General features: G+C 64.1%; 16 protein-coding genes. 6 read left to right on the top strand and 10 right to left on the bottom strand.

Annotation, left to right across the window (positions count from 1 at the left end):
- Positions 1–1208: 1208 nt before the first annotated feature.
- Entirely contained in the window at positions 1209–2504 is a 1296-nt protein-coding gene (locus BRAGE_RS54225) for a hypothetical protein (RefSeq protein ID WP_141263122.1), read from the top strand.
- 46 nt (positions 2505–2550) lie between these two features.
- On the opposite strand, the gene BRAGE_RS0105500 is transcribed toward BRAGE_RS54225, so the two are convergent.
- Together BRAGE_RS0105500 and BRAGE_RS0105495 are read right to left on the bottom strand one after the other, a co-directional pair.
- Positions 2551–3333, bottom strand: a complete 783-nt coding sequence (locus tag BRAGE_RS0105500; RefSeq protein ID WP_027562521.1) for an enoyl-CoA hydratase/isomerase family protein — start codon at positions 3331–3333, stop codon at positions 2551–2553.
- Between the two features lie 123 nt (positions 3334–3456).
- On the bottom strand, positions 3457–5547 hold the full coding sequence (locus BRAGE_RS0105495) for a molybdopterin oxidoreductase family protein (RefSeq protein ID WP_027562520.1): 2091 nt from the start codon (positions 5545–5547) through the stop codon (positions 3457–3459).
- Between the two features lie 252 nt (positions 5548–5799).
- Here BRAGE_RS0105495 and BRAGE_RS0105490 point away from each other — a divergent pair, with 252 nt between their 5' ends.
- From BRAGE_RS0105490 to BRAGE_RS0105475, 4 genes are read left to right on the top strand one after another with little or no spacing between them, the layout of a single operon-like run.
- Complete coding sequence (locus BRAGE_RS0105490; protein ID WP_181411714.1) at positions 5800–6756, top strand: tripartite tricarboxylate transporter substrate binding protein; 957 nt, start codon at positions 5800–5802, stop codon at positions 6754–6756.
- A 13-nt stretch (positions 6757–6769) separates the two neighbouring features.
- The gene (locus BRAGE_RS0105485; RefSeq protein ID WP_027562518.1) at positions 6770–7240 is read left to right on the top strand and encodes a (2Fe-2S)-binding protein; all 471 of its coding nucleotides are present in this window, start codon (positions 6770–6772) and stop codon (positions 7238–7240) included.
- The gene (locus tag BRAGE_RS0105480) at positions 7237–9363 is read left to right on the top strand and encodes a xanthine dehydrogenase family protein molybdopterin-binding subunit (protein ID WP_027562517.1); all 2127 of its coding nucleotides are present in this window, start codon (positions 7237–7239) and stop codon (positions 9361–9363) included. The genes BRAGE_RS0105485 and BRAGE_RS0105480 overlap by 4 nt, the downstream gene beginning before the upstream one ends.
- Positions 9360–10058, top strand: a complete 699-nt coding sequence (locus BRAGE_RS0105475; RefSeq protein ID WP_027562516.1) for a molybdate ABC transporter substrate-binding protein — start codon at positions 9360–9362, stop codon at positions 10056–10058. Before BRAGE_RS0105480 ends, BRAGE_RS0105475 begins: the two co-directional genes overlap by 4 nt.
- A 229-nt stretch (positions 10059–10287) precedes the next feature.
- Here BRAGE_RS0105475 and BRAGE_RS0105470 read toward each other — a convergent pair whose 3' ends face one another.
- The 4 genes from BRAGE_RS0105470 to BRAGE_RS0105455 all read right to left on the bottom strand — a co-directional run bounded on the left by BRAGE_RS0105470 (position 10288) and on the right by BRAGE_RS0105455 (position 14052).
- Positions 10288–11094, bottom strand: coding sequence for an SDR family NAD(P)-dependent oxidoreductase (locus BRAGE_RS0105470; RefSeq protein WP_027562515.1), 807 nt, complete (start codon positions 11092–11094; stop codon positions 10288–10290).
- A gap of 78 nt (positions 11095–11172) precedes the next feature.
- Positions 11173–12465, bottom strand: coding sequence for a TRAP transporter large permease (locus tag BRAGE_RS0105465; protein ID WP_028146203.1), 1293 nt, complete (start codon positions 12463–12465; stop codon positions 11173–11175).
- Positions 12456–13004, bottom strand: a complete 549-nt coding sequence (locus tag BRAGE_RS0105460; protein ID WP_027562513.1) for a TRAP transporter small permease — start codon at positions 13002–13004, stop codon at positions 12456–12458. Before BRAGE_RS0105460 ends, BRAGE_RS0105465 begins: the two co-directional genes overlap by 10 nt.
- A gap of 76 nt (positions 13005–13080) precedes the next feature.
- Positions 13081–14052, bottom strand: a complete 972-nt coding sequence (locus BRAGE_RS0105455) for a TRAP transporter substrate-binding protein (protein ID WP_027562512.1) — start codon at positions 14050–14052, stop codon at positions 13081–13083.
- 306 nt (positions 14053–14358) lie between these two features.
- Between BRAGE_RS0105455 and BRAGE_RS0105450 the strand changes: the two genes are divergently transcribed.
- Positions 14359–15135: a cyclase family protein gene (locus BRAGE_RS0105450; protein ID WP_027562511.1), complete on the top strand. Its 777-nt coding sequence runs from the start codon at positions 14359–14361 to the stop codon at positions 15133–15135.
- A gap of 10 nt (positions 15136–15145) precedes the next feature.
- Here BRAGE_RS0105450 and BRAGE_RS0105445 read toward each other — a convergent pair whose 3' ends face one another.
- From BRAGE_RS0105445 to BRAGE_RS0105430, 4 genes are all read right to left on the bottom strand, one after another.
- The gene (locus tag BRAGE_RS0105445) at positions 15146–15874 is read right to left on the bottom strand and encodes a Crp/Fnr family transcriptional regulator (RefSeq protein ID WP_027562510.1); all 729 of its coding nucleotides are present in this window, start codon (positions 15872–15874) and stop codon (positions 15146–15148) included.
- 260 nt (positions 15875–16134) lie between these two features.
- Positions 16135–16269 carry a hypothetical protein gene (locus BRAGE_RS57545; protein WP_265440920.1) on the bottom strand — a complete coding sequence of 45 codons (135 nt, stop codon included), beginning with the start codon at positions 16267–16269 and terminating at the stop codon, positions 16135–16137.
- Between the two features lie 96 nt (positions 16270–16365).
- The gene (locus tag BRAGE_RS0105435; RefSeq protein WP_027562509.1) at positions 16366–17079 is read right to left on the bottom strand and encodes a helix-turn-helix domain-containing protein; all 714 of its coding nucleotides are present in this window, start codon (positions 17077–17079) and stop codon (positions 16366–16368) included.
- Between the two features lie 134 nt (positions 17080–17213).
- A complete protein-coding gene (locus tag BRAGE_RS0105430; RefSeq protein ID WP_027562508.1) occupies positions 17214–18317 on the bottom strand; it encodes an ABC-type transport auxiliary lipoprotein family protein in 1104 nt (367 codons plus the stop codon).
- Positions 18318–18320: the final 3 nt, after the last annotated feature.

Raw genomic sequence — 18320 nt, 5'->3', positions numbered from 1 at the left:
CCAGGCCACAGGCCTGATCAAGCGTGCGCCAACGGCGCATCGCCTTCGAGAAATGGCACCCGCAGGAGCGTGAGCATAGCGACGCCGAAGGCGACACGCGGGACCGAGTGCAGCGACGAGACCGGTTCAATAGCGGCACCCGGGAACGGGGCAGTGATAGCGATCGCCGCAGGCGAGCCCCTTTCCCGAGTGCTCCCGGCGAGGAGCACCAAAGCTCTGGCGCGAGGGATCGAAGCCGTACGGCCGAGACGCTGCGCGGCTCGGTTCACGAGAGCCCGGTGCGGTTCGAGCCGCACGCGCGACGGTCGATCCAGATTGCCCCCGGTGCATTCGTCTGCGCGTCCTAGATTCAGATCTGAAGCATGCGGAAACGGTTCCGAAATCCTCGGTTGCTTCGATGTATAGCTAGAGCTGTCAGTTCACGGCTAACGCACGCAATGAGACGGCAAGGCATGACCGGTGGTCGATGGGAAGCCAGCCGAGCAAATGTCCAAATTTGCGCTGCGTCGACCAGATCCAGCCTGGTACAGCGAACAAGAAAATTCCGACACCCGACAACGATCCGTTGAATTCTGTGCAACTCCGCGGTGAATTTGTTGGAAGGGCCATTGATGATTCATCTAGAGCAGTTGACTGCCTGTTAGCGGCTCCCCCAACGACGACCGGGAACGGAAACACTGAATCATTTCCTCCCGATCAGAATAGTCCTCCTCGATAACCGCACGCCAAGCCTCCTTTTTACTGCGCTAATCTAACCTATCTCCGCCAGACCGCACTGCGCAGTAGAGGGTCAACATATTCGATTGTAAGACTCCCTTTTGTGATCAACTGCAACTCTCGTTGACCGATCACGATTCCTAGAGAGATCAATTCAGACCTTCCCAATTGAATGTCCTGGTTCGCCGAGTTCACCTGCGGGCACCATCAGTGAGATCAGACCGCCCATTCTCGCCGCGTACTCCGCTGCCTGCTCGCTACCCACCTGCTGGAACTTGGCCTGCAATGATGAGGGCAGACCTGGCGGCTGCCTACTTAGACTTTGAAGACACAGCTGAACTGGGGCGCGCAATCCGCCGCGGCGACGCCCCTCCGCCGGTCAGCTGTCGCGGAACAGGAAGGCTACGGCAGCCGGTTTGGTCGAAGGCGATAATGGATCAGTTCGCAGCACCACCTCAAAGAAGGGACACAAAGGAACAGGAGGATCTTTTATGTCTGGTATGATATCGGTTGAACCTAGGCTTCCTCGATATTGTCGGCGAAAGCTACTGGCGAACAATACGCTCGCCTATTATTTCGCACCGCCAAGCTGGGCTCGTCGGCAGGGCTGCGAATTGAGGCCTGAACCTTTAGGGAGCGATTATGCCAATGCCGTCGAGCGGGTCGAGCAGGTCCTCTTGCCCGCATTCGAGAGTTGGCGCTCGCAAGGGCTAAGTGACATAATGCCCGTTTCTCCCGAACCGGGCACGTTCGATTGGCTAATCGGAGTCTTCCAAGCTCATCAGAAGTGGGCAGAACTCGACAGCAACACACAACGCTTGTACAGGAGGAGCCTCGAGCTCTTCGCCAGTCATGAGTTGAAGGACGGAAATCGGGCGGGATCAAAGAAGCTGTCCGATTTCACGAAAGCCTTCGTGGACGCAGTTTATGGGAAGCTGCTAGTTACTTCAAAAGTCAGCAGCGATGGAGACGTGATCGTCCGGGAGCGCCGCCGCTATGCCAATATGGCCATGGCATGCTGCCGGCGCGCCTGGTTCGTTGGCCAACGTGCCCAAGAAAAGATAGTACCTGCCAGCAATCCATTTTCGCGCATGGGACTAAGGTCTCGTGCGCCTGGGCGACCGATACGGCCGACACCCACTGCTACTTGGGATGAACTTGTCGCCTTCCGAGCTGCCGCAAGGAAGCTTGATTACCGGTCGATCGGGACTGCCGCTCTGCTGGCGTGGGAATGGTTACAGCGCGAACAGCACGTGTTCGGCGCCTTCGACATTTCGCACTATCGCCCGAGCGAACGGCCAAACAGCGTCAGGATCGTGCACCCAAAGAATGGAGAGGAAGCCTGGTGGCCGTTGTTCGACGAAGCTGGAGCCCCTCTATTTCCTGAACTGATGACTGAGCTGGACGAAATCTCGAAGGGTTCTACCCCGGGCCTAGTCTTTCGACGTGACCACGCGCATCGCCGGACAGCAACTCCGCTTCCATGGATTACCCCACGCAAGGACCTGCGTTATCTGCGCAGCGTGGTAAAGAAGATAATCGCAGAAGCTGGCCTTCGCCAGGAACTTTCATTTACGTCGTTCCGGCACGGTGGATTCACGGAAGGCGCCGACAGCGATCTCACGGATGCGGAGTTGCGGGCTGCGGGTCGACATCGATCGAGCCGCCAACTGCCAACCTACGCCAAACGTACTGGCAAGCAGTTGATCACAGCCACAAAGAAGCGCCGCCAGGAGCGGACAAGATCACTGCTTGTTCGATTAAATGCCAACTCTCCCTCTGATTAGCGCGCGCCGCCGGACGCAGAATACCCGCTCGCGACGAAATCCTAACCTACTTTCCCGTCCAGACCGGCTTCCGCTTCTCGCCGAACGCCTTCAGCCCCTCCTTGGCGTCCTCGGTCATCGCGAGCAGGGCGATCTGGCTTTCGGTGTAGGCGATGCTCTCGTCGAACGACATCGAGGCGATCGCGCGCATGGCGTATTTGCCGCGGCGGATCGCGGTCGGGGATTTGTCGACGATGCGGCCGATCAGCCAGTCGATCTTGGCGTCGAGCTCGGCCGTCGGTACGACATGGTTCAAAAGGCCCGCGGCTTGCGCGGCCTTGGCATCGAATGGCTCGCCGGTGAGCGCCCATTCATTGACGAGACGCGGCGGCGCGATGGACTGCAGCAGGCTCAGCACCTGCATCGGAAACACGCCGACCTTCACCTCCGGCAGGCCGAAGATAACATGATCGGCCGCAACCGCCATGTCGGTCATGCACAACAGGCCCATGCCGCCGGCCATGCAGACGCCACCGACCCGCGCGATCGCAGGCTTGGTCGCGTTCTGCGACAGGCGCAGCAGATCGGCATAGTCGACATTCGGCCGGGAATGATCCATCGCGAACGCCGCACCGGAATTCTGCAAATCGGCGCCGGCGCAGAACGCCTTGTCGCCCGCGCCCGTCAGCACGATGACGCGGACGTCCTTGTCGTCATGGGCGTCGCGATAGCCTTTGCTGATGCCGGCGATGACCTCGCCATTCAGCGCGTTGCGCTTGTCCGGCCGGTTGATGGTGATCCAGAACGCCTGCCCGCGCTTCTCGGTGATGACGGCTATGCTGTCGGTCATGACGTCGCTTCCTTGCTGTCCGTTTTGCAGCCATTTGCGGCAGGGCGGGCGGCAGGTGCAAGGGCAATCTGCAGCGAGGCGCCGCTTTAGCGCCTCGACACAAATTGCTGGCGACGGAGGCGTTCAGGCCGCGGCGGCTTTCCTGATCCAGACCTTGTTGTCGTGGAACGCGGCGCCGCCGATCGGCGCGACGGCTTCGGCGCCGGTCAGCATGTTGATGCCGCGGCCGCCGATATGGTTCTTGTTGGGATGAACGGATTCCGCGATCAGCACGCCGCGCCGCACGCCGTCGAACAGCGCTGCGATCAGCGTGGTCTCGCCGCGGGTATTGCCAAGCGTCACCGCATCGCCATCGGCAATGTCGAGGGAGGCTGCATCCAGCGGATGGATCATCACGCTCGCCCTGCCCTCGCGCGCCTGCGAGGACGGCGTCTCGTTGAAGGTGGTGTTGAGGAAGCTGCGCGACGGGCTGGTCGCGAGCCGGAACGGATGGGCCTGGTCGACCTGCTCGATCACCGCCCAATGGTCCGGCAGCGATGGCATGCTTTCGATATCGCCCATGGTCTGGCCGAACGGCGGATGCGCCCAATCCGCCCTGAAGTGGAATTTCTTGTCGGGATGGGCAAAGCCGTCGAGGAAATGCGAGGTGCGGAAGTCCGGCTGCAGATCGCGCCAGAGGTCGGCTTCGAGGCCGGCGATGTCGCCGTGGCCGCTCAGCTGCAGCGTCGCATCGATCAATTCGCGCGGCGTTATCTCGAAACCCCGGTGCCTGGCGCCAAGGCGCGGCGCCAGCGCCTGCAACACCTCATGGTTGGAGCGGCATTCGCCGGGCGGGTCGATCAGCTTCGGCCCGACCGAGATGTGCTGATGGCCGCCGCCGTAATAGAGGTCGTCGTGTTCCATGAACATGGTCGCTGGCAGCACGATGTCGGCCATCTGCGCCGTCTCGGTCATGAACTGCTCATGCACCGCGACGAACAGATCCTCGCGCGCAAAGCCCCGGGCTACCAGCGCCTGCTCCGGCGCCACCGTCATCGGATTGGTGTTCTGGATTAGCATCGCCTTGACCGGGCCTTTGCCGCGCAGGGCCTCGGCATCGCCGGTGAGGATGCGGCCGATCTTGGACTGGTCGAGCGCGCGGACGCTCTGGTCGATCGCGTCGTGGCCTTCGATGATGGATTCGTTGAAGCGCCACAGCGCGTAATTGTTGAAGAAGGCCCCGCCGCCTTCATATTGCCAGGCGCCGGTCACCGCGGGAATGCAGGTCGCCGCATGCATCTGCGTCGCGCCGTTGCGCGAGCGGGTGAAACCATAGCCGAGGCGGATGAAAGTCCGCTTGGTCTCGCCGACCGCCTTGGCAAAAGCCTCGATCTCCGCAACCGGCACGCTTGAGATCGCCGACGCCCATTCCGGCGTGCGTGTCTTCAGATGCGCCTCGAGCTCGGCGGGGCAGTCGGTGTATTTGTCCATATAGGCGCGGTCGGCATAGCCGTCGCGGAACAGGACGTGCATCACGCCGCAGGCGAACGCGCCGTCGGTGCCGGGCCGCAGGATGATCTTGATGTCAGCCTGCTTCATGGTCTCGTTGTCGTAGATGTCGACCGCCGCGATCATGGCGCCGCGCTCCTTGCGGGCACGCGCGGCGTGCGTCATCACGTTGACCTGGGTGTTGACGGGGTTGGTGCCCCAGATCACCACGAGATCGGACAGCGCCATCTCGCGCGGATCGACGCCGGCGATCTTGCCGGTGCCGATCGCGTAACCGATGCGCGCGACATTGGCGCAGATGGTCTGATAGAAGCGCGAATATTTCTTCACGTGCGTCAGACGATTCAGCCCGTCGCGCATCACGATGCCCATCGTGCCGGCGTAGTAATAGGGCCAGATCGATTCCGCGCCGAACTCGCGCTCGGCCTGATTGAAGCGCTCCGCGATCTCGTCGAGCGCTTCGTCCCAGGTGATCCGCGCAAATTGGCCCGAGCCCTTCGGCCCGATGCGGCGCATCGGGAATGTCACCCTTTCGGGATGATGGATGCGCTCGGCATAGCGGGCGACCTTGGCGCAGACGACGCCGGCCGTGTAGGTCTGCTTTTTCGAACCGCGCACGCGGCCGATGCTGCGGCCTTCGACGACCTCGATGTCGAGCGCGCAGGCCGACGGACAGTCATGCGGGCAGGTCGAATGGCGGATTTCGATCTTGGCGTGCTGGTTCATGTCCCAGTTCGTAACATCAAAATACTGGCCCGCCGAGCGCATTTTGCCGGCATTGCCCATGCGATTTGCTCAAACCGCGCGCGCCGCCGGTTCCTATCGCGTCTGCGAAATGGAGCGCGGCCACACCGCGAACCGCCCGATATTCCCTGATACGATCGACTTTGTGAGCGTCGACAGCCCGCCTCTGCTGCCGCTAGAGTGCCGGCTAACAAGAACGATATCAGGGAGGTGGGCGTGACGGCCCGACAATTCATGCTGGCGCTGGCCGCGAGCCTGCTCGGCGCATTCGCCGCAGCCCCCTCATTGGCGCAAGATTATCCCAATCACGCGGTCCGCATCGTCGTGCCCTTCGGCGCCGGTGGCCCGGCCGACGTCGCGGCCCGGCTGATTGGCAACGTGCTCCAGGAGAGCTTTGGCCAGCCGTTCGTCATCGAGAACCGCACCGGCGCGGGCGGCGTCATCGGCACGGTCGAAGCGGCGAAGTCGCCGGCCGACGGCTACACGCTCTTGATGATGTCCAACACGCAGACCGCGAACGAATCGCTGCTGACACCCGCGCAGCGCAAATACGAGCTGATGCGCGATCTCGCGCCGATCGCACCGGTGAACTATTCCGATCTCGTCATCGTGGTGAACCCGCAAGTCCCGGCGAAGACGCTTGCCGAGTTCATCGCGCTCGCCAAGGCGCAGCCGGGCAAGCTGAACTACGCCTCCTCCGGCCAGGGCACGCCTTATCACATGGCCGGCGAACTGTTCAAAGCCATGGCCGGCATCGACGTCGTCCACGTGCCCTATCGCAACAGCGGCGAGGCGCGCAGCGGCGTGATCGGGGGCCAGGTGCAGATGATGATCGACGCGGTGCCGGCGATGGCGCCGAACATCGGCGAGAACCAGGTCCGCGCGCTCGCGACCACCGGCAAGCAGCGCTCCGCCGTGCTGCCGAACGTGCCGACCGCCGGCGAAGCCGGCGTCGCGGGCTATGAGGCGACGATCTGGCTTGGCCTGATGGCGCCGGCCGGCACGCCAAAACCTGTCATCGACAAGCTCAACGCCGCTGTCAACGCAATGGTGAAGCGGCCGGACATCGTCAAACTCTGGACCGAGCAGGGCGCCGTACCCATGTCAATGACACCGCAGGAATTCGAAAAATTCCTGCGCGGCGACATCGAGAAATGGGCCGATGTCGTCAAGAAGTTCGACAAGTCCTGAGGCGGTTCTGCTCATGCCCACCGTTCAATACCGGCTCAACGGCGCAGCGATCGCCGTGGACGCCGATCCGGACCAGATGCTGCTCGATGTGCTGCGCAGCCGGCTCGGCATCACCGGGGCGCATTTCGGCTGCGGCGCCGGCGAGTGCGGCGCCTGTTATGTCATGGTCGACGGCCGCGCGATGACCTCGTGCGACATGCCGATGTGGTCGGTTGCGGACAAGGACGTCGTCACGGTGGAAGGCCTCGGGACAGTGGAGCAGCCGCACGCGCTACAGCGCGCCTTCATTTCCGAGCAGGCGATGCAATGCGGCTATTGCGTCTCGGGAATTCTGATCAGTGCGGCGGCGCTGCTCAAGCGCAATCCGTCACCGACGGAGGCGGAGGTCAGGGCGGCACTCGATCGCAACCTGTGCCGATGCGGTTCGCATAACCGCATGGTGCGCGCGGTGTTGCGGGCGGCCTCGGAGATGGCAGTGCCATGACGTCCCCTGCCCCAAAGCTGCCGGTCAGCCTGACAGCCAATCCGAAGCTGTCGTCCTGGGTACGGTTCACCGATGAAGGCCGCGTCGCGATCTCGCCCGGCAAGGTCGAGATCGGCCAGGGCATCGTCACGGCGCTGGCGCAGATCGCGGCTGACGAGCTCGATGTCGATCTTGCGCGGGTCGAGATGATCCGCGCCTCGACCGCGACGAGCCCGAACGAGGGCGTCACCTCGGGCAGCCTGTCGATCCAGCAATCCGGCCGCGCGCTGCGCCACGCCTGTGCCGACGTTCGCCAACGCTTCCTCGCCGCAGCATCTGAGCGTCTCGGCGTCGATGCGTCCTCGCTCGACATCGAGGACGGCACGATCTCGGGTCCCGGCAATGTCAGGACCAGCTATTGGGAGCTGGCCGGCGATGTCTCGCTCGACCACGACGCCACCGCAAGCGCGGCAGCGAAGATCGCGACCAAGCGCGCCGTCGCCGGACATTCCGTCCAGCGCGTGGACATTCCCGACAAGGTGTTCGCCCAGCCGCGCTTCATCCATGACCGGGCATTGCCCGGCTTGCTGCACGGACGCGTGCTGCGGCCGGACGTCTCGGGCGCCAAGTTGATCGCGCTCGACGAAACAGCCGCACGCGTCGTCCCCGGCCTCGTCGCCATCATCCGCGACGGCGGCTTTGCCGGCGTGGTTGCCGACGCCGAGGCCGCGGCGGAAGCGGCGCTGACGGCCTTGCGCAAGGGCGCGACATGGTCGGCCGGCGAGGCGCTGCCGGACGAAGACGATCTGGCGGGCTTCCTGAAGAGCCAGCCGGTCGAGACGACCGTCATCGATACCAGAGCGGCGGCAACGACAGCGAAAGCCGCGCGCACGCTTCGGCGGCAATACACCCGCCCCTACATCGCCCATGGCTCGATCGCGCCGTCCTGCGCCATGGCGCAGTGGGATGGCGACCGTGTCCACGTCTGGACCCACAGCCAGGGCGTTTACCTGCTGCGCGCCGATCTCGCGATCGTGCTCAAGCTGCCCGCCGAGAACATTGTCGTCGAGCACATGGAAGGGGCCGGCTGCTACGGGCACAATGCCGCCGACGACGTCGCGCTCGATGCCGTGCTGCTGGCGAAAGCGGCCGGCGGCCGTCCGGTCCGGGTGCAGTGGTCGCGCCACGACGAGATGAGCCACGCGCCGTTCGGCGCGGCGATGGCCATCGAGATCGAGGCCGATCTCGATGCAGACAATGAGGTCGTCGGCTGGCGCCATACGCTCTGGAGCAACGGCCACGCGGCGCGACCGGGACGCGCGGCGCAGCCGGCGCTGCTCGCCGCCACCGAGATCGCAAATCCCTACCCGCGCATGATCTCGACCAATCCGCCGGCAGCCAATGGCGGCGGCGGCGACCGCAACTCGGTTCCACTCTATGATTTACCGGCGTGGACGATCACGAGCCACCGGCTATTGACGATGCCGGTGCGCACCTCGGCGCTGCGGACGCTTGGCGGGCAAGGCAATGTGTTCGCCATCGAATCCCTGCTCGACGAGATCGCGACCTTGCGCGGCGAGGACCCGATCGCGTTCCGCCTGCGCCACCTGCGCGACGAACGCGCGAAAGGCGTCATCCGCGCCGCGGCGCGACGCGCGCAGTGGAAGCCGCAGAAGCGATCGGGCATCGGCCACGGCGTCGGTTTTGCCCGCTACAAGAACACGGGCGCCTATTGCGCCGCGATTGCCGAGATCGAAGGCGACGACGACATCTGCGTCAAACGCTTGACGCTCGCGGTCGACGTCGGCGAGGCCATCAATCCTGACGGCGTCATCAACCAGATCGAGGGCGGCGCGATCCAGGCGACGAGCTGGGTGCTGAAGGAGCGCGTTCGCTTCGACCGGACCCGCATCACCTCGACCTCCTGGACGGACTATCCGATCCTGACCTTCAGCGAGGTGCCGGCCGTGGATGTCGAGATCGTCCAGCGGCCAGAGATCGAGCCGGTCGGCGCCGGCGAAGCGGCACACGGCCCGGTGACGGCGGCGATCGCAAATGCCGTCTACGATTGCCTCGGCGCGCGCGTCCGCGACCTGCCGATCACGCGCGACAGGATCATCGCAGCCATGGAGCTTGCATCGTGACGACCTTGACCATTTTGAGCGGTGGCGCGGCGCAAGGTCTGGTGCGCGGCCTCAGCGACGCTTTCAAGACAAAGACCAGCCTCAGTATCGACGGCGAGTTCGGCGCGGTCGGCATCATGGCCGACAAACTGCGTACGGGCACGGCAGCCGATCTCGTGATCCTGACGCAGGCGCTGCTCGCAAAGCTTGCCGAGGAGAAGCTTGTCGTCCCCTCCTCGATCGCGGATGTCGGCCGGGTCGAGACCGCGTTGGCGGTCCGCAATCGTGATCCCAAGGTGACGGCGAAGACCGAAGCCGATTTGCGCGAGGTGTTCCGTTCGGCGGACGCGATCTACGTCCCTGATATCAAGGCGTCCACGGCAGGACAGCACGTTGCAAAAGTGCTGGATCAGCTCGGCATCGCCTATGAGGTCGCATCGCGCCTCAAGATATTTCCGAACGGCGCGACCGCGATGCGGGAGCTTGCGACGTCCACCGCAGCGCGTCCGATCGGCTGCACGCAGGCCACCGAGATCATCGCCACCGACGGCATCGCGCTGTCAGGATCACTGCCGCCTGGATGTGAGCTGGTGACCATGTACACGGCTGGCGTGACCGCGCGGGCCGCACATCCGAATGAAGCGGCCGTGCTGATTGCGCTGTTGACCGGCGCAGATCACAAGGAGCTGCGCCAGCGTGTGGGCTTTGCCGGCTAAACCGGATGAGATGAGGCTCGATAGCTGCGGTGGCGGCGGTAGGCTCCCTCTCCCGCCTGCGGGAGAGGGTTGGGGAGAGGGTCTCTCCGCTGGCAAGACTCCCCAAGAGGAGAAAGCCCTCACCCGTATCGCATCTTCGATGCGATACGACCTCTCCCGCAAGCGGGAGAGGTGACCGAGCCCGCGGCAATCGATTCAACCCAAAGCCATTCCGCTCTAGACGGCCGCTCTATTTGTGCAGCTGGGTGAGCCCGGTCGGCGGACCATCGACCGCGGTCCAACCGCCGTCCACGAACAGTGTGCTGCCGCTGACATAGCTTGCGGCATCCGAAGCGAGATAGGCCACGGCGGTCGCGACCTCGTCCGCGCTGCTCCAGCGGTTGAACACGGTGTGGCCGGCATAGAGATTGTAGATGTCGGGCCGCTGCTTGAACGGGCCGGTCAGCGCGGTTTCGGCGATGCTTGGCGCAATCGCGTTGACGCGCACGCCGGCATGGCCGACCTCGGAGGCAAAGCCCTTCACCAGGAGGCCGATCGCCGCCTTGGTCGAGCCGTAGACGCCGAGGCCCGGCTCGATGGTCACCGCGCGGACCGAGGAGCAGGCGATGATGCTGCCGCCCTTCTGCGCGACCATGATGCGGCCGAAGGCCTGGAAGAACCAGACCGTGCCCTTGACGTTGAGGTTGAGGACGCGGTCGAGATCCTCATCGGTGTAGTCGAGGATGGTCTTGCGGATGTTGAGCCCGGGCGTCGTCACGGCGATATCAAGCCGCGGGAATTTCTGCCTGACGGTTTTCGCCAGCGCGTTGACGTCCGCTGCGCTGGCGGCATCGCAGCTGGCAGCCTCGGCCCAGCCGCCCTTGTCGCGAATGCCGGCGGCGGTCGCTTCCGCCGCGTCAAGCGCACGATCGGCGCAGACGACGCGGGCGCCGAGCCCAGCCAGCGCCTCGGCCGACGATTTGCCGATCCCTGAGGCGGCGCCGAGCACCACGGCCGTCTTGCCGGTGAGATCGAAGAGCTTGCGATAGTCGGTCACGGACAGATTCTCCCTGTTGCTGTGACGCAAACTACGCAAGGCGGGTGTGCCGGCCAAGTGCCGGCGCACGCACGGCAGCTATCCCTTGTATCCCATCAGGAGACGCGGCAGCCACAGCGAGAAGGCTGGGACGTAGGTGACGAACATCAGCGCTGCAATCAGCGCCGCGTAGAACGGCAGGATGGTGCGCATCACCGCGCCGACCGAAATGCCACCGATCGCGCAGCCGACGAACTGCGTCGTTCCGACCGGCGGGGGGTTCAGTCCCAGCGCACAGTTGATCAGCATCAGCATGCCGAACTGCACCGGATCCATGCCGGCCTTCATCGCGATCGGCAGGAAGATCGGAGTACAGATCAGGATGGTCGCCGCCATGTCCATGAAGGTGCCGAGCACGAACAGGATGACGTTGATGAGCAGGAAGATCACCCAGGGCTGCGAGGACACCTTGCTCATCAGGTCGCCGGCGAAATCGGCCACCTCGTAGAGACCCATCAGGTACTGGAACATGGTGGAGACGCCGATCAGCAGCAGCACCACGCCCGTCGTCTTCACCGCCTTGGCCGCGGCCCGCAGGAAGTTCTGCAGGGTCATGGTGCGGTAGATGAAGAAGGTCAGCAGGATCGTGTAGGTGACCGCGACGGCGGCGGATTCGGTGGCGGTGAAGACGCCTGAGAGGATGCCAGCCAGAATGATGCCGACGATCAGAAGGCCAGGCAATGCGGCGGCGAGCGAACGGAACACCTCGGCCCAGCCCGGGAACTTGCCGGCGGGATAGCCGCGCTTCACCGCGACCGCGTAGGCGGCGACCAGCATGCAGACCATCAGCACGAGCGCCGGCAACAGGCCGGCGGCGATCAGTGCGCCGATCGAGACCTTGCCGCCGGCGGCCAGCGCATAGATGATCATGTTGTGGCTGGTCGGCATCAAGGCGCCGACCAGCGAGGCATGGGTGGTGACATTGACGGCGTAGTCGGTGTCGAACCCTTCCTTCTTCATCATCGGGATCATCACCGCGCCCATCGCCGACACGTCGGCCACGGGCGAGCCGGAGACGCCGCCGAACAGCGTGCAGGCGACCACGTTCGACATGCCGAGCCCGCCGCGGATGTGCCCGACGAGATTCTTGGCGAGCTTGACGATCTTGTCGGCGACGCCACCATGCAGCATCAGTTCGCCGCTGAAGACGAAGAATGGGATGGCCAGGAACGAGAAGATGTTCATCCCCGACATCATCTGCTGGAAGATGACGGCGACCGGCAGGCCTTCGTAAAGGATGGTGCAGATCGCCGAGAGGCCGATCGCGAAAGCGACGGGAACGCCGAGGATCAGGAAGCCGAAGAACGTGGCGCCGAGGATGATCAGTTCCATGAGGGGACGACCTCTTCGCCGCGCAGGAGAGCAATGATGTGCTCGATGGAAAAGGAAACGATCAGGATGCCGGAGGCGATCAGCGGGACGTAACGGATCACCTCGGGCAGGCCGAGATTGGGAATCTTGACGGTTCCGACCGACGCACCGAGGATCCAGCCGTTATAGGCCATCGCAATGCCGAACACGGCCACGAGAACGTGGATCACGATCTCGATCTTCTCGCGCAGGTGATCCGGAAGCATGACCAGCAGACTGTCCATGCCGATGTGTCCGGCATCGCGCACGCCGACGGCGGCGCCGATCAGCGTGACGTAGAGGATCAGAACCAGCGCGAGGTTCTCCGTCCAGGTCGGGCTGGAATTGAGCACGTAACGCCCGAACACCTGGTAGAACACGATGGTGACAATGACGAGCAGTCCGGTCACCGACAGATACATGCCCAGGCGAGCGACGGGAGCATTGATCCGCGACAGCAGGCCGGTCGACGGACGTCCGGCGACCTCCTGCTCGTGGCTTGCGACGTGTGGGTCTGTCATTTGCCGCGTCTCCTTGCGCGTCTGCTCGCGAGGGTCCGGTATCGCCTCGCGGCGAACCGGACCCGATGCCGTGGCCTTACTTCGTGTCCTGGATGCGCTTGACGAGGCCCTTCAGCTTCTCGTCGCCGGCGAACTTGTCGTAGACCGGCTTCATCGCATCGACGAACTCCTGCTTGTTGGCGATCGTCACGACCTGGACGCCGGCCGCTTCGACGGTCTTGCGGGAGGCCTGCTCACGCTCGTCCCAGAGCTTGCGCATGACCGGCACCGACTCCTTGGCCGCCTTGCGGATCATCGCCTGATCCTCCTTGCTCAGCGTGTCCCAGACCTTCTTGGACATCACGAGGACTTCGGGCGCCAGCGAGTGCTCGGTGACGTTGTAGAACTTGGCCGCCTCGAAATGGCGCGAGGACTCGTAGGAAGGCCAGTTGTTCTCGGCGGCGTCCACGAGGCCGGTCTTGAGCGCGGTGTAGACCTCACCATAGGGCATCGGCGTCGGGTTGGCGCCGAGGCTCTGGATCATCCCGACCCAGAGGTCGGATTGCTGCACGCGGATCTTCAGGCCCTTGAGGTCGGCGAGCGACTTGACCGGCGCCTTGACCGTGTAGATGGACCGCGCGCCGCTGTCGTAATAGGCAAGACCGACCAGGCCTGCGGGCTCCATGGCGGCGAGGATCTCGTCGCCGATCGGCCCGTCCAGGACGGTGCGCATGTGCTGCGTGTCGCGGAAGACGAAGGGCAGGCACAGCGCGATGGTCTCGGGCACGAAATTGTTGAGCGGCGATGCGTTGATCCGCATCATGTCGAGCGCGCCGATCTTGAGCTGCTCGATGGTGTCCTTCTCGGAGCCCAGGGCGCCATTGGGAAACACCTTCACGCCGAGCTTGCCGCCGCTCGCCGCCGCGAGCTGCTTGCCCATGAACTTGACGGCCTCGACAGTCGGGTAGTCGGCGGGGTGGATGTCGGCAGAGCGGAAATCGCGTGCGGTCGCCAGCGGCGCGGAGATCGCCAGCACAGCGGCTGCGATGATACCGGTCAGTGTCTTCATCTGGGCTTTCCTCCTGGGGTGATTATGTCGTTGTCGGGCAGTTGCGGGCCGCCTTGGGTCGCTCCACTTCAGGTGCGAAGTCAAGCGCCATTGTCGTCCCTAGGGCGGGCGGCATTCCCTGTCCAAGCCAAATCCGGCATCGATCAATGCTGGAGTTGCATCGATCGATCGCGCGGTGCTCGCTAGGGCCTTCAGCGGATGATACCGGTTTTCCGAAGTCGTCCACACCGGCGCGTTACTTGACGCCGCAGCGCGAGCGCCCTCAAGATGCTGCAAAGCAGAACGGACCATTTCGGGGACATGCCCATGCCGCGGAAGCTGATCGATATTTCGGTGCCGCTCAGAAACGACGTGACGGCCGATCCGCCGGGCAATCACCCGACGATCCAGTATATCGATCACCAGCAGGGCTTGCCCCGCATGCTGCAATTTTTCGACGGCCTGAAGGCCCAGGATTTACCGGACGGACAGGGCTGGGCCGTCGAGCAGGTCTCGTTGTCCACCCATAATGGCACGCATCTCGACGCGCCCTGGCACTTCCATCCGACCATGAATCGCGGCGAGCGGTCATGGACCATCGACGAGGTGCCGCTGGAATGGTGTCTTCAGCCCGGCGTGAAGCTCGACTTCCGGCACCTGCCTGACGGTTATGTGGCGACCGCCGCCGATGTCGAGACGGAGCTGAAGCGCATCGGCCACACGCTGTCGCCGCTGGAGATCGTCGTCGTCAACACCAGCGCCGGCGCCAAATTTGGCCAGGCCGACTACGTCAATTCCGGCTGCGGCATGGGCTATGAAGCGACCATGTACCTGCTCGAACGCGGCGTGCGGCTGACCGGGACCGACGGCTGGAGCTGGGATGCGCCGTTCATCTACACCGCGAAGAAATATGCCGAAACAAAAGATGCCGGGCTGATCTGGGAGGGCCACAAGGCGGGACGGCACATCGGCTATTGCCATCTCGAGAAGCTGCACAATCTGGACAAACTGCCTTCGACCGGCTTCACGGTGTCATGCTTTCCGGTGAAGATTGAACGGGCATCCGCTGGCTGGACCCGCGCGGTCGCCATCATCGACAATTAGGTCGAGGCCATCACTCGCCGTCGAGGCCGCTCTCGGCGAGCTCGCGTAGCGCATCGGTGTCGAGCACGACGATGGCGCCATGCTCGAGCCGGACCCAGCTGCGTCCGGACCAGGCACGCAATTGCTTGTTGATGCTCTCGCGCGTCATGCCCACCATCTCGCTGATCTCCTGCTGCGTGATGGCGAGCGTGCCGCTGCCAGAATCGAGCTTGCGCTCCTCGGTGAGACCGAGCAGCGCGCTTGCAAGCCGGCCCGGCAGATTTTGCAGGATCACCTGCTCGACCTGCTGGCTGGTCCAGCGCAGCCGCGCGCAGAGCAGCTCGATGAATTTCATCGCCAGCGCCGGCTGGCTCTTCACGAACGGCAGGAAGTCCCGGCGGTCGATGATGTAGAGCTCGCAATTGGTATTGGCGGTCGCATCCGCCGATCGCGGCGCGCCGTCGAGAACGGCGATCTCGCCAAAGATTTCTCCAGGACCGATCAGATTGAGAATGGCGTTCCGTCCGTCGGGCGACGAAGAGGAAATCTTCACTGTCCCCGAGATCACTGCGAACAGATTGTTGCCGGGATCGCCCTTGGCGGCGATGGTCGCACCGCGCTTCACGGTGGTGTGCTTGGCGTAGCGGCAGAGCTGATCGAGCGCGTCCGGCTCCAGATCCGCGAAGATCGGGTGCTTGCGCAGGACCGATAGTTTGTTACCCACCGACTGTCGGGGGTCGCCGGTCTTGTCCTGAGGCACGCCGCGGGCTCCTAAGACTCAAGGCACTGAAGTTCCTGCGTAGTCAACGTTATCAGGCTTTTCAACCGGAAAGCACGGGCATGGTTTGAGGCAAATGCCCTAGGAATGCCCGAAGCCCGCATCCGAAGGATGCTCGATGCACTGGAATCGATGCAGGGTTGCAGCCTGCCCAAGCCGCTGGTTGCGTTGAGGCGCTGCCGCCGAGCCAGGCGTCGGCCGCTGAGCATCGGGCTGTCGGCCCAACAGACCTGACGATGACCTCAGGAGCTTTGGCGCTTGGAATCCCGGTCGAGCCGGCCTGCGCTGGTTTGCCGGTCCGCCCAGGCCAGGGCTGCGGCGAACGTCACGAAGATCGCGACGACGACAATGATCATCAGCAGCGCGTCAGTCGGCATCATGCTTCTCCCGGATTGTCCGGGGGCATTATTTGTCGCAGGCGGCCAGCGTCATTGATCGGGATCAAAAATCCGCGAGCATCGCGAAAACCCCCGTCAGGCCGCGGCCAGAGCCTGGACGCGCGCCGGATCGCGCAGACCGATACCACCCTGGATGATCTCGATCGCGCCGTGGCGCTCCAGCTTGGTGAAGGTGCGGCTGACCGTTTCGATGGTCAGGCCGAGATAGTCGGCGATGTCCTGGCGGCTCATCGGAAGGGGAACCGTGTCGGATGCCCCCTTGAGCGCGAACAGCCGCTCGCGCCAGCCGAGCAGAAAGGTCGCGACCTTCTCGTCCGCAGAACGACGGCCGAGCAGGACCATGTGGTCGCGGGCCTGGCTCAGCTCGCGAATCGCCAGCTCGTTGATGCGCCTGAGCAGGTGCGGTCGGTCCTCGATGAAACGGCCGAAGGGCGTCTTCGCGAACTGGCACACCGTCACCGCGCCGATCGCATCGGCCGAAAAATTGTGGCGGCCGGAGATATTCATCCCCAGGAAATCGCCGGGCAAGGCAAAGCCCACGATCTGCCGCCGGCCGTCCGGCAGCAGCTTGTAGAGCCGCATGACGCCTTCGAGGACGTTGTAGAACGAAGTCGCGATGTCCTCCTCGGAGAACACGGTCTCGCCCGCGGCGAAGTGGACGCGGCGGCCGAGATGCTCGAATTCCCGGAGCTCAGCTGTATCCAGCGACGCGCAAACCGCCGATCCGCGTACGGCACAGTCGCTACAGAAATGCCCGTTCGGCTCGATCGTCACCACGGAAGCTCTCATCCACCGCTCCATGCGCCGGCGGCCTCCGCATCAGGCCGGGTCCACCGCGCGGACTGCATTTTACTGCACTGCGCCAGAGCCGATTGACGCAGATCAATTTTTGCGGGCATGGCCGCCCTGCTCTGATCACGGCGCTAGACCGCCTGCACCGTCCAGCCGATCAGCTCCCTGGCGATGCGGGCGAAGGCTGCATCGAACGCTGCGACGGCCGCGGCCGGCTCGACCTTGTCGAGCTTCTCGCTGGCCTCAACGAGCCGCGATGCGACCACCTTGCCGCTCTTGTCGACGATCCGCGCCGACAGTCCGATCTCGACCCTTGTCTCGCCCTCGGTGGCGATCCGGAAGCGCCTGATGTCGATCAGGAGCTGATAGTCCGCTGGCCCGAGTTCGGTCGTGCGCAGCGGCGCATGCGCGATGTCGTAGTTCTCAAAGCTGTCGATGAGCCGCGCCTGCACCAGCTTTGGAATGCTGTCGGCCCAGAGAAATTCCGCAAAGCCCGGATTGTCCCCGCTGGGCGCGAACAGCATGCGCTGGGTCTGGAGCATCGCGACGGCGGTCGGCTCGGGAATGGCCAGTGACCCCGAGAGCGTCTTGCCGGCAGGCCCGGGATTTCGCGGCGCGCGCAAATCGTAGGTGACCTTTTGCACAGGCGTTCCGCCCCCCGTCATTTTCTCGAGCCCCGCTAGGATGCCGTCGATCTTGCCGGTGTTGCGCGCGAGGCCGTCGGAGAATGTCCTGAGGTTGGCGATGGTGTCCTTCAGCGGACCGGAATTGTCCTCGAGCACAGTGTCGACCCGCCGCAGCGCGTCGCGCGCGGCCTGCGTCATGCTCTGGCCTGCGCCCGCCTCCGCGATCAAGGTCAGGGGGGCACCGGATTTGGCGACGATCATGCCGCCCTCCAGCGTCACCACTGGCACGCCGGTCAGCCCCTGGAAGTCGAGCCCGACCTTGGTGTCGGTGCGCACCGGCGTCGTCGCGGCCACGGAGATCGTCGCATTGACGAAGCGCGGATTGTCCGGCGCAAGCCCAAGCTGGGTCACCTCACCGACGCGGATGCCATTAAACAGCACGCCGGCGCCCACCAGCAGGCCCGGCACAGGTCCCTGGAATTGCACGTGGTAATTCGTGCGCGGGCCGATGCCGCCGGTGTTGTTGAGCCAATAGACGAAGCCGAATACCGCAACGATCGCGGCCAGCACGAAGCTGCCGATCAGCACGTAGGGAGCGCGGGTTTCCATGTC

The sequence above is a fragment of the Bradyrhizobium genosp. SA-4 str. CB756 genome (assembly GCF_000473125.1).
In the GTDB taxonomy this organism is placed as follows: Bacteria; Pseudomonadota; Alphaproteobacteria; order Rhizobiales; family Xanthobacteraceae; genus Bradyrhizobium; species Bradyrhizobium arachidis.
The sequence above is the reverse complement of the archived record's forward strand: the minus strand, read 5'-3'. Positions and strand labels throughout refer to the sequence as shown.

Bases quoted from the DNA above. Each gene is read 5' to 3' on its own strand.
- BRAGE_RS0105430 (WP_027562508.1), bottom strand. From the start codon at position 18,317: ATGGAAACCCGCGCTCCCTACGTGCTGATCGGCAGCTTCGTGCTGGCC.
- BRAGE_RS0105450 (WP_027562511.1), top strand. From the start codon at position 14,359: ATGCCGCGGAAGCTGATCGATATTTCGGTGCCGCTCAGAAACGACGTG.
- BRAGE_RS0105455 (WP_027562512.1), bottom strand. From the start codon at position 14,052: ATGAAGACACTGACCGGTATCATCGCAGCCGCTGTGCTGGCGATCTCC.
- BRAGE_RS0105480 (WP_027562517.1), top strand. From the start codon at position 7,237: ATGACGTCCCCTGCCCCAAAGCTGCCGGTCAGCCTGACAGCCAATCCG.
- BRAGE_RS0105435 (WP_027562509.1), bottom strand. From the start codon at position 17,079: ATGAGAGCTTCCGTGGTGACGATCGAGCCGAACGGGCATTTCTGTAGC.
- BRAGE_RS0105495 (WP_027562520.1), bottom strand. From the start codon at position 5,547: ATGAACCAGCACGCCAAGATCGAAATCCGCCATTCGACCTGCCCGCAT.
- BRAGE_RS0105500 (WP_027562521.1), bottom strand. From the start codon at position 3,333: ATGACCGACAGCATAGCCGTCATCACCGAGAAGCGCGGGCAGGCGTTC.
- BRAGE_RS54225 (WP_141263122.1), top strand. From the start codon at position 1,209: ATGTCTGGTATGATATCGGTTGAACCTAGGCTTCCTCGATATTGTCGG.
- BRAGE_RS0105490 (WP_181411714.1), top strand. From the start codon at position 5,800: ATGCTGGCGCTGGCCGCGAGCCTGCTCGGCGCATTCGCCGCAGCCCCC.
- BRAGE_RS57545 (WP_265440920.1), bottom strand. From the start codon at position 16,269: ATGCCGACTGACGCGCTGCTGATGATCATTGTCGTCGTCGCGATCTTC.
- BRAGE_RS0105465 (WP_028146203.1), bottom strand. From the start codon at position 12,465: ATGGAACTGATCATCCTCGGCGCCACGTTCTTCGGCTTCCTGATCCTC.
- BRAGE_RS0105460 (WP_027562513.1), bottom strand. From the start codon at position 13,004: ATGACAGACCCACACGTCGCAAGCCACGAGCAGGAGGTCGCCGGACGT.
- BRAGE_RS0105485 (WP_027562518.1), top strand. From the start codon at position 6,770: ATGCCCACCGTTCAATACCGGCTCAACGGCGCAGCGATCGCCGTGGAC.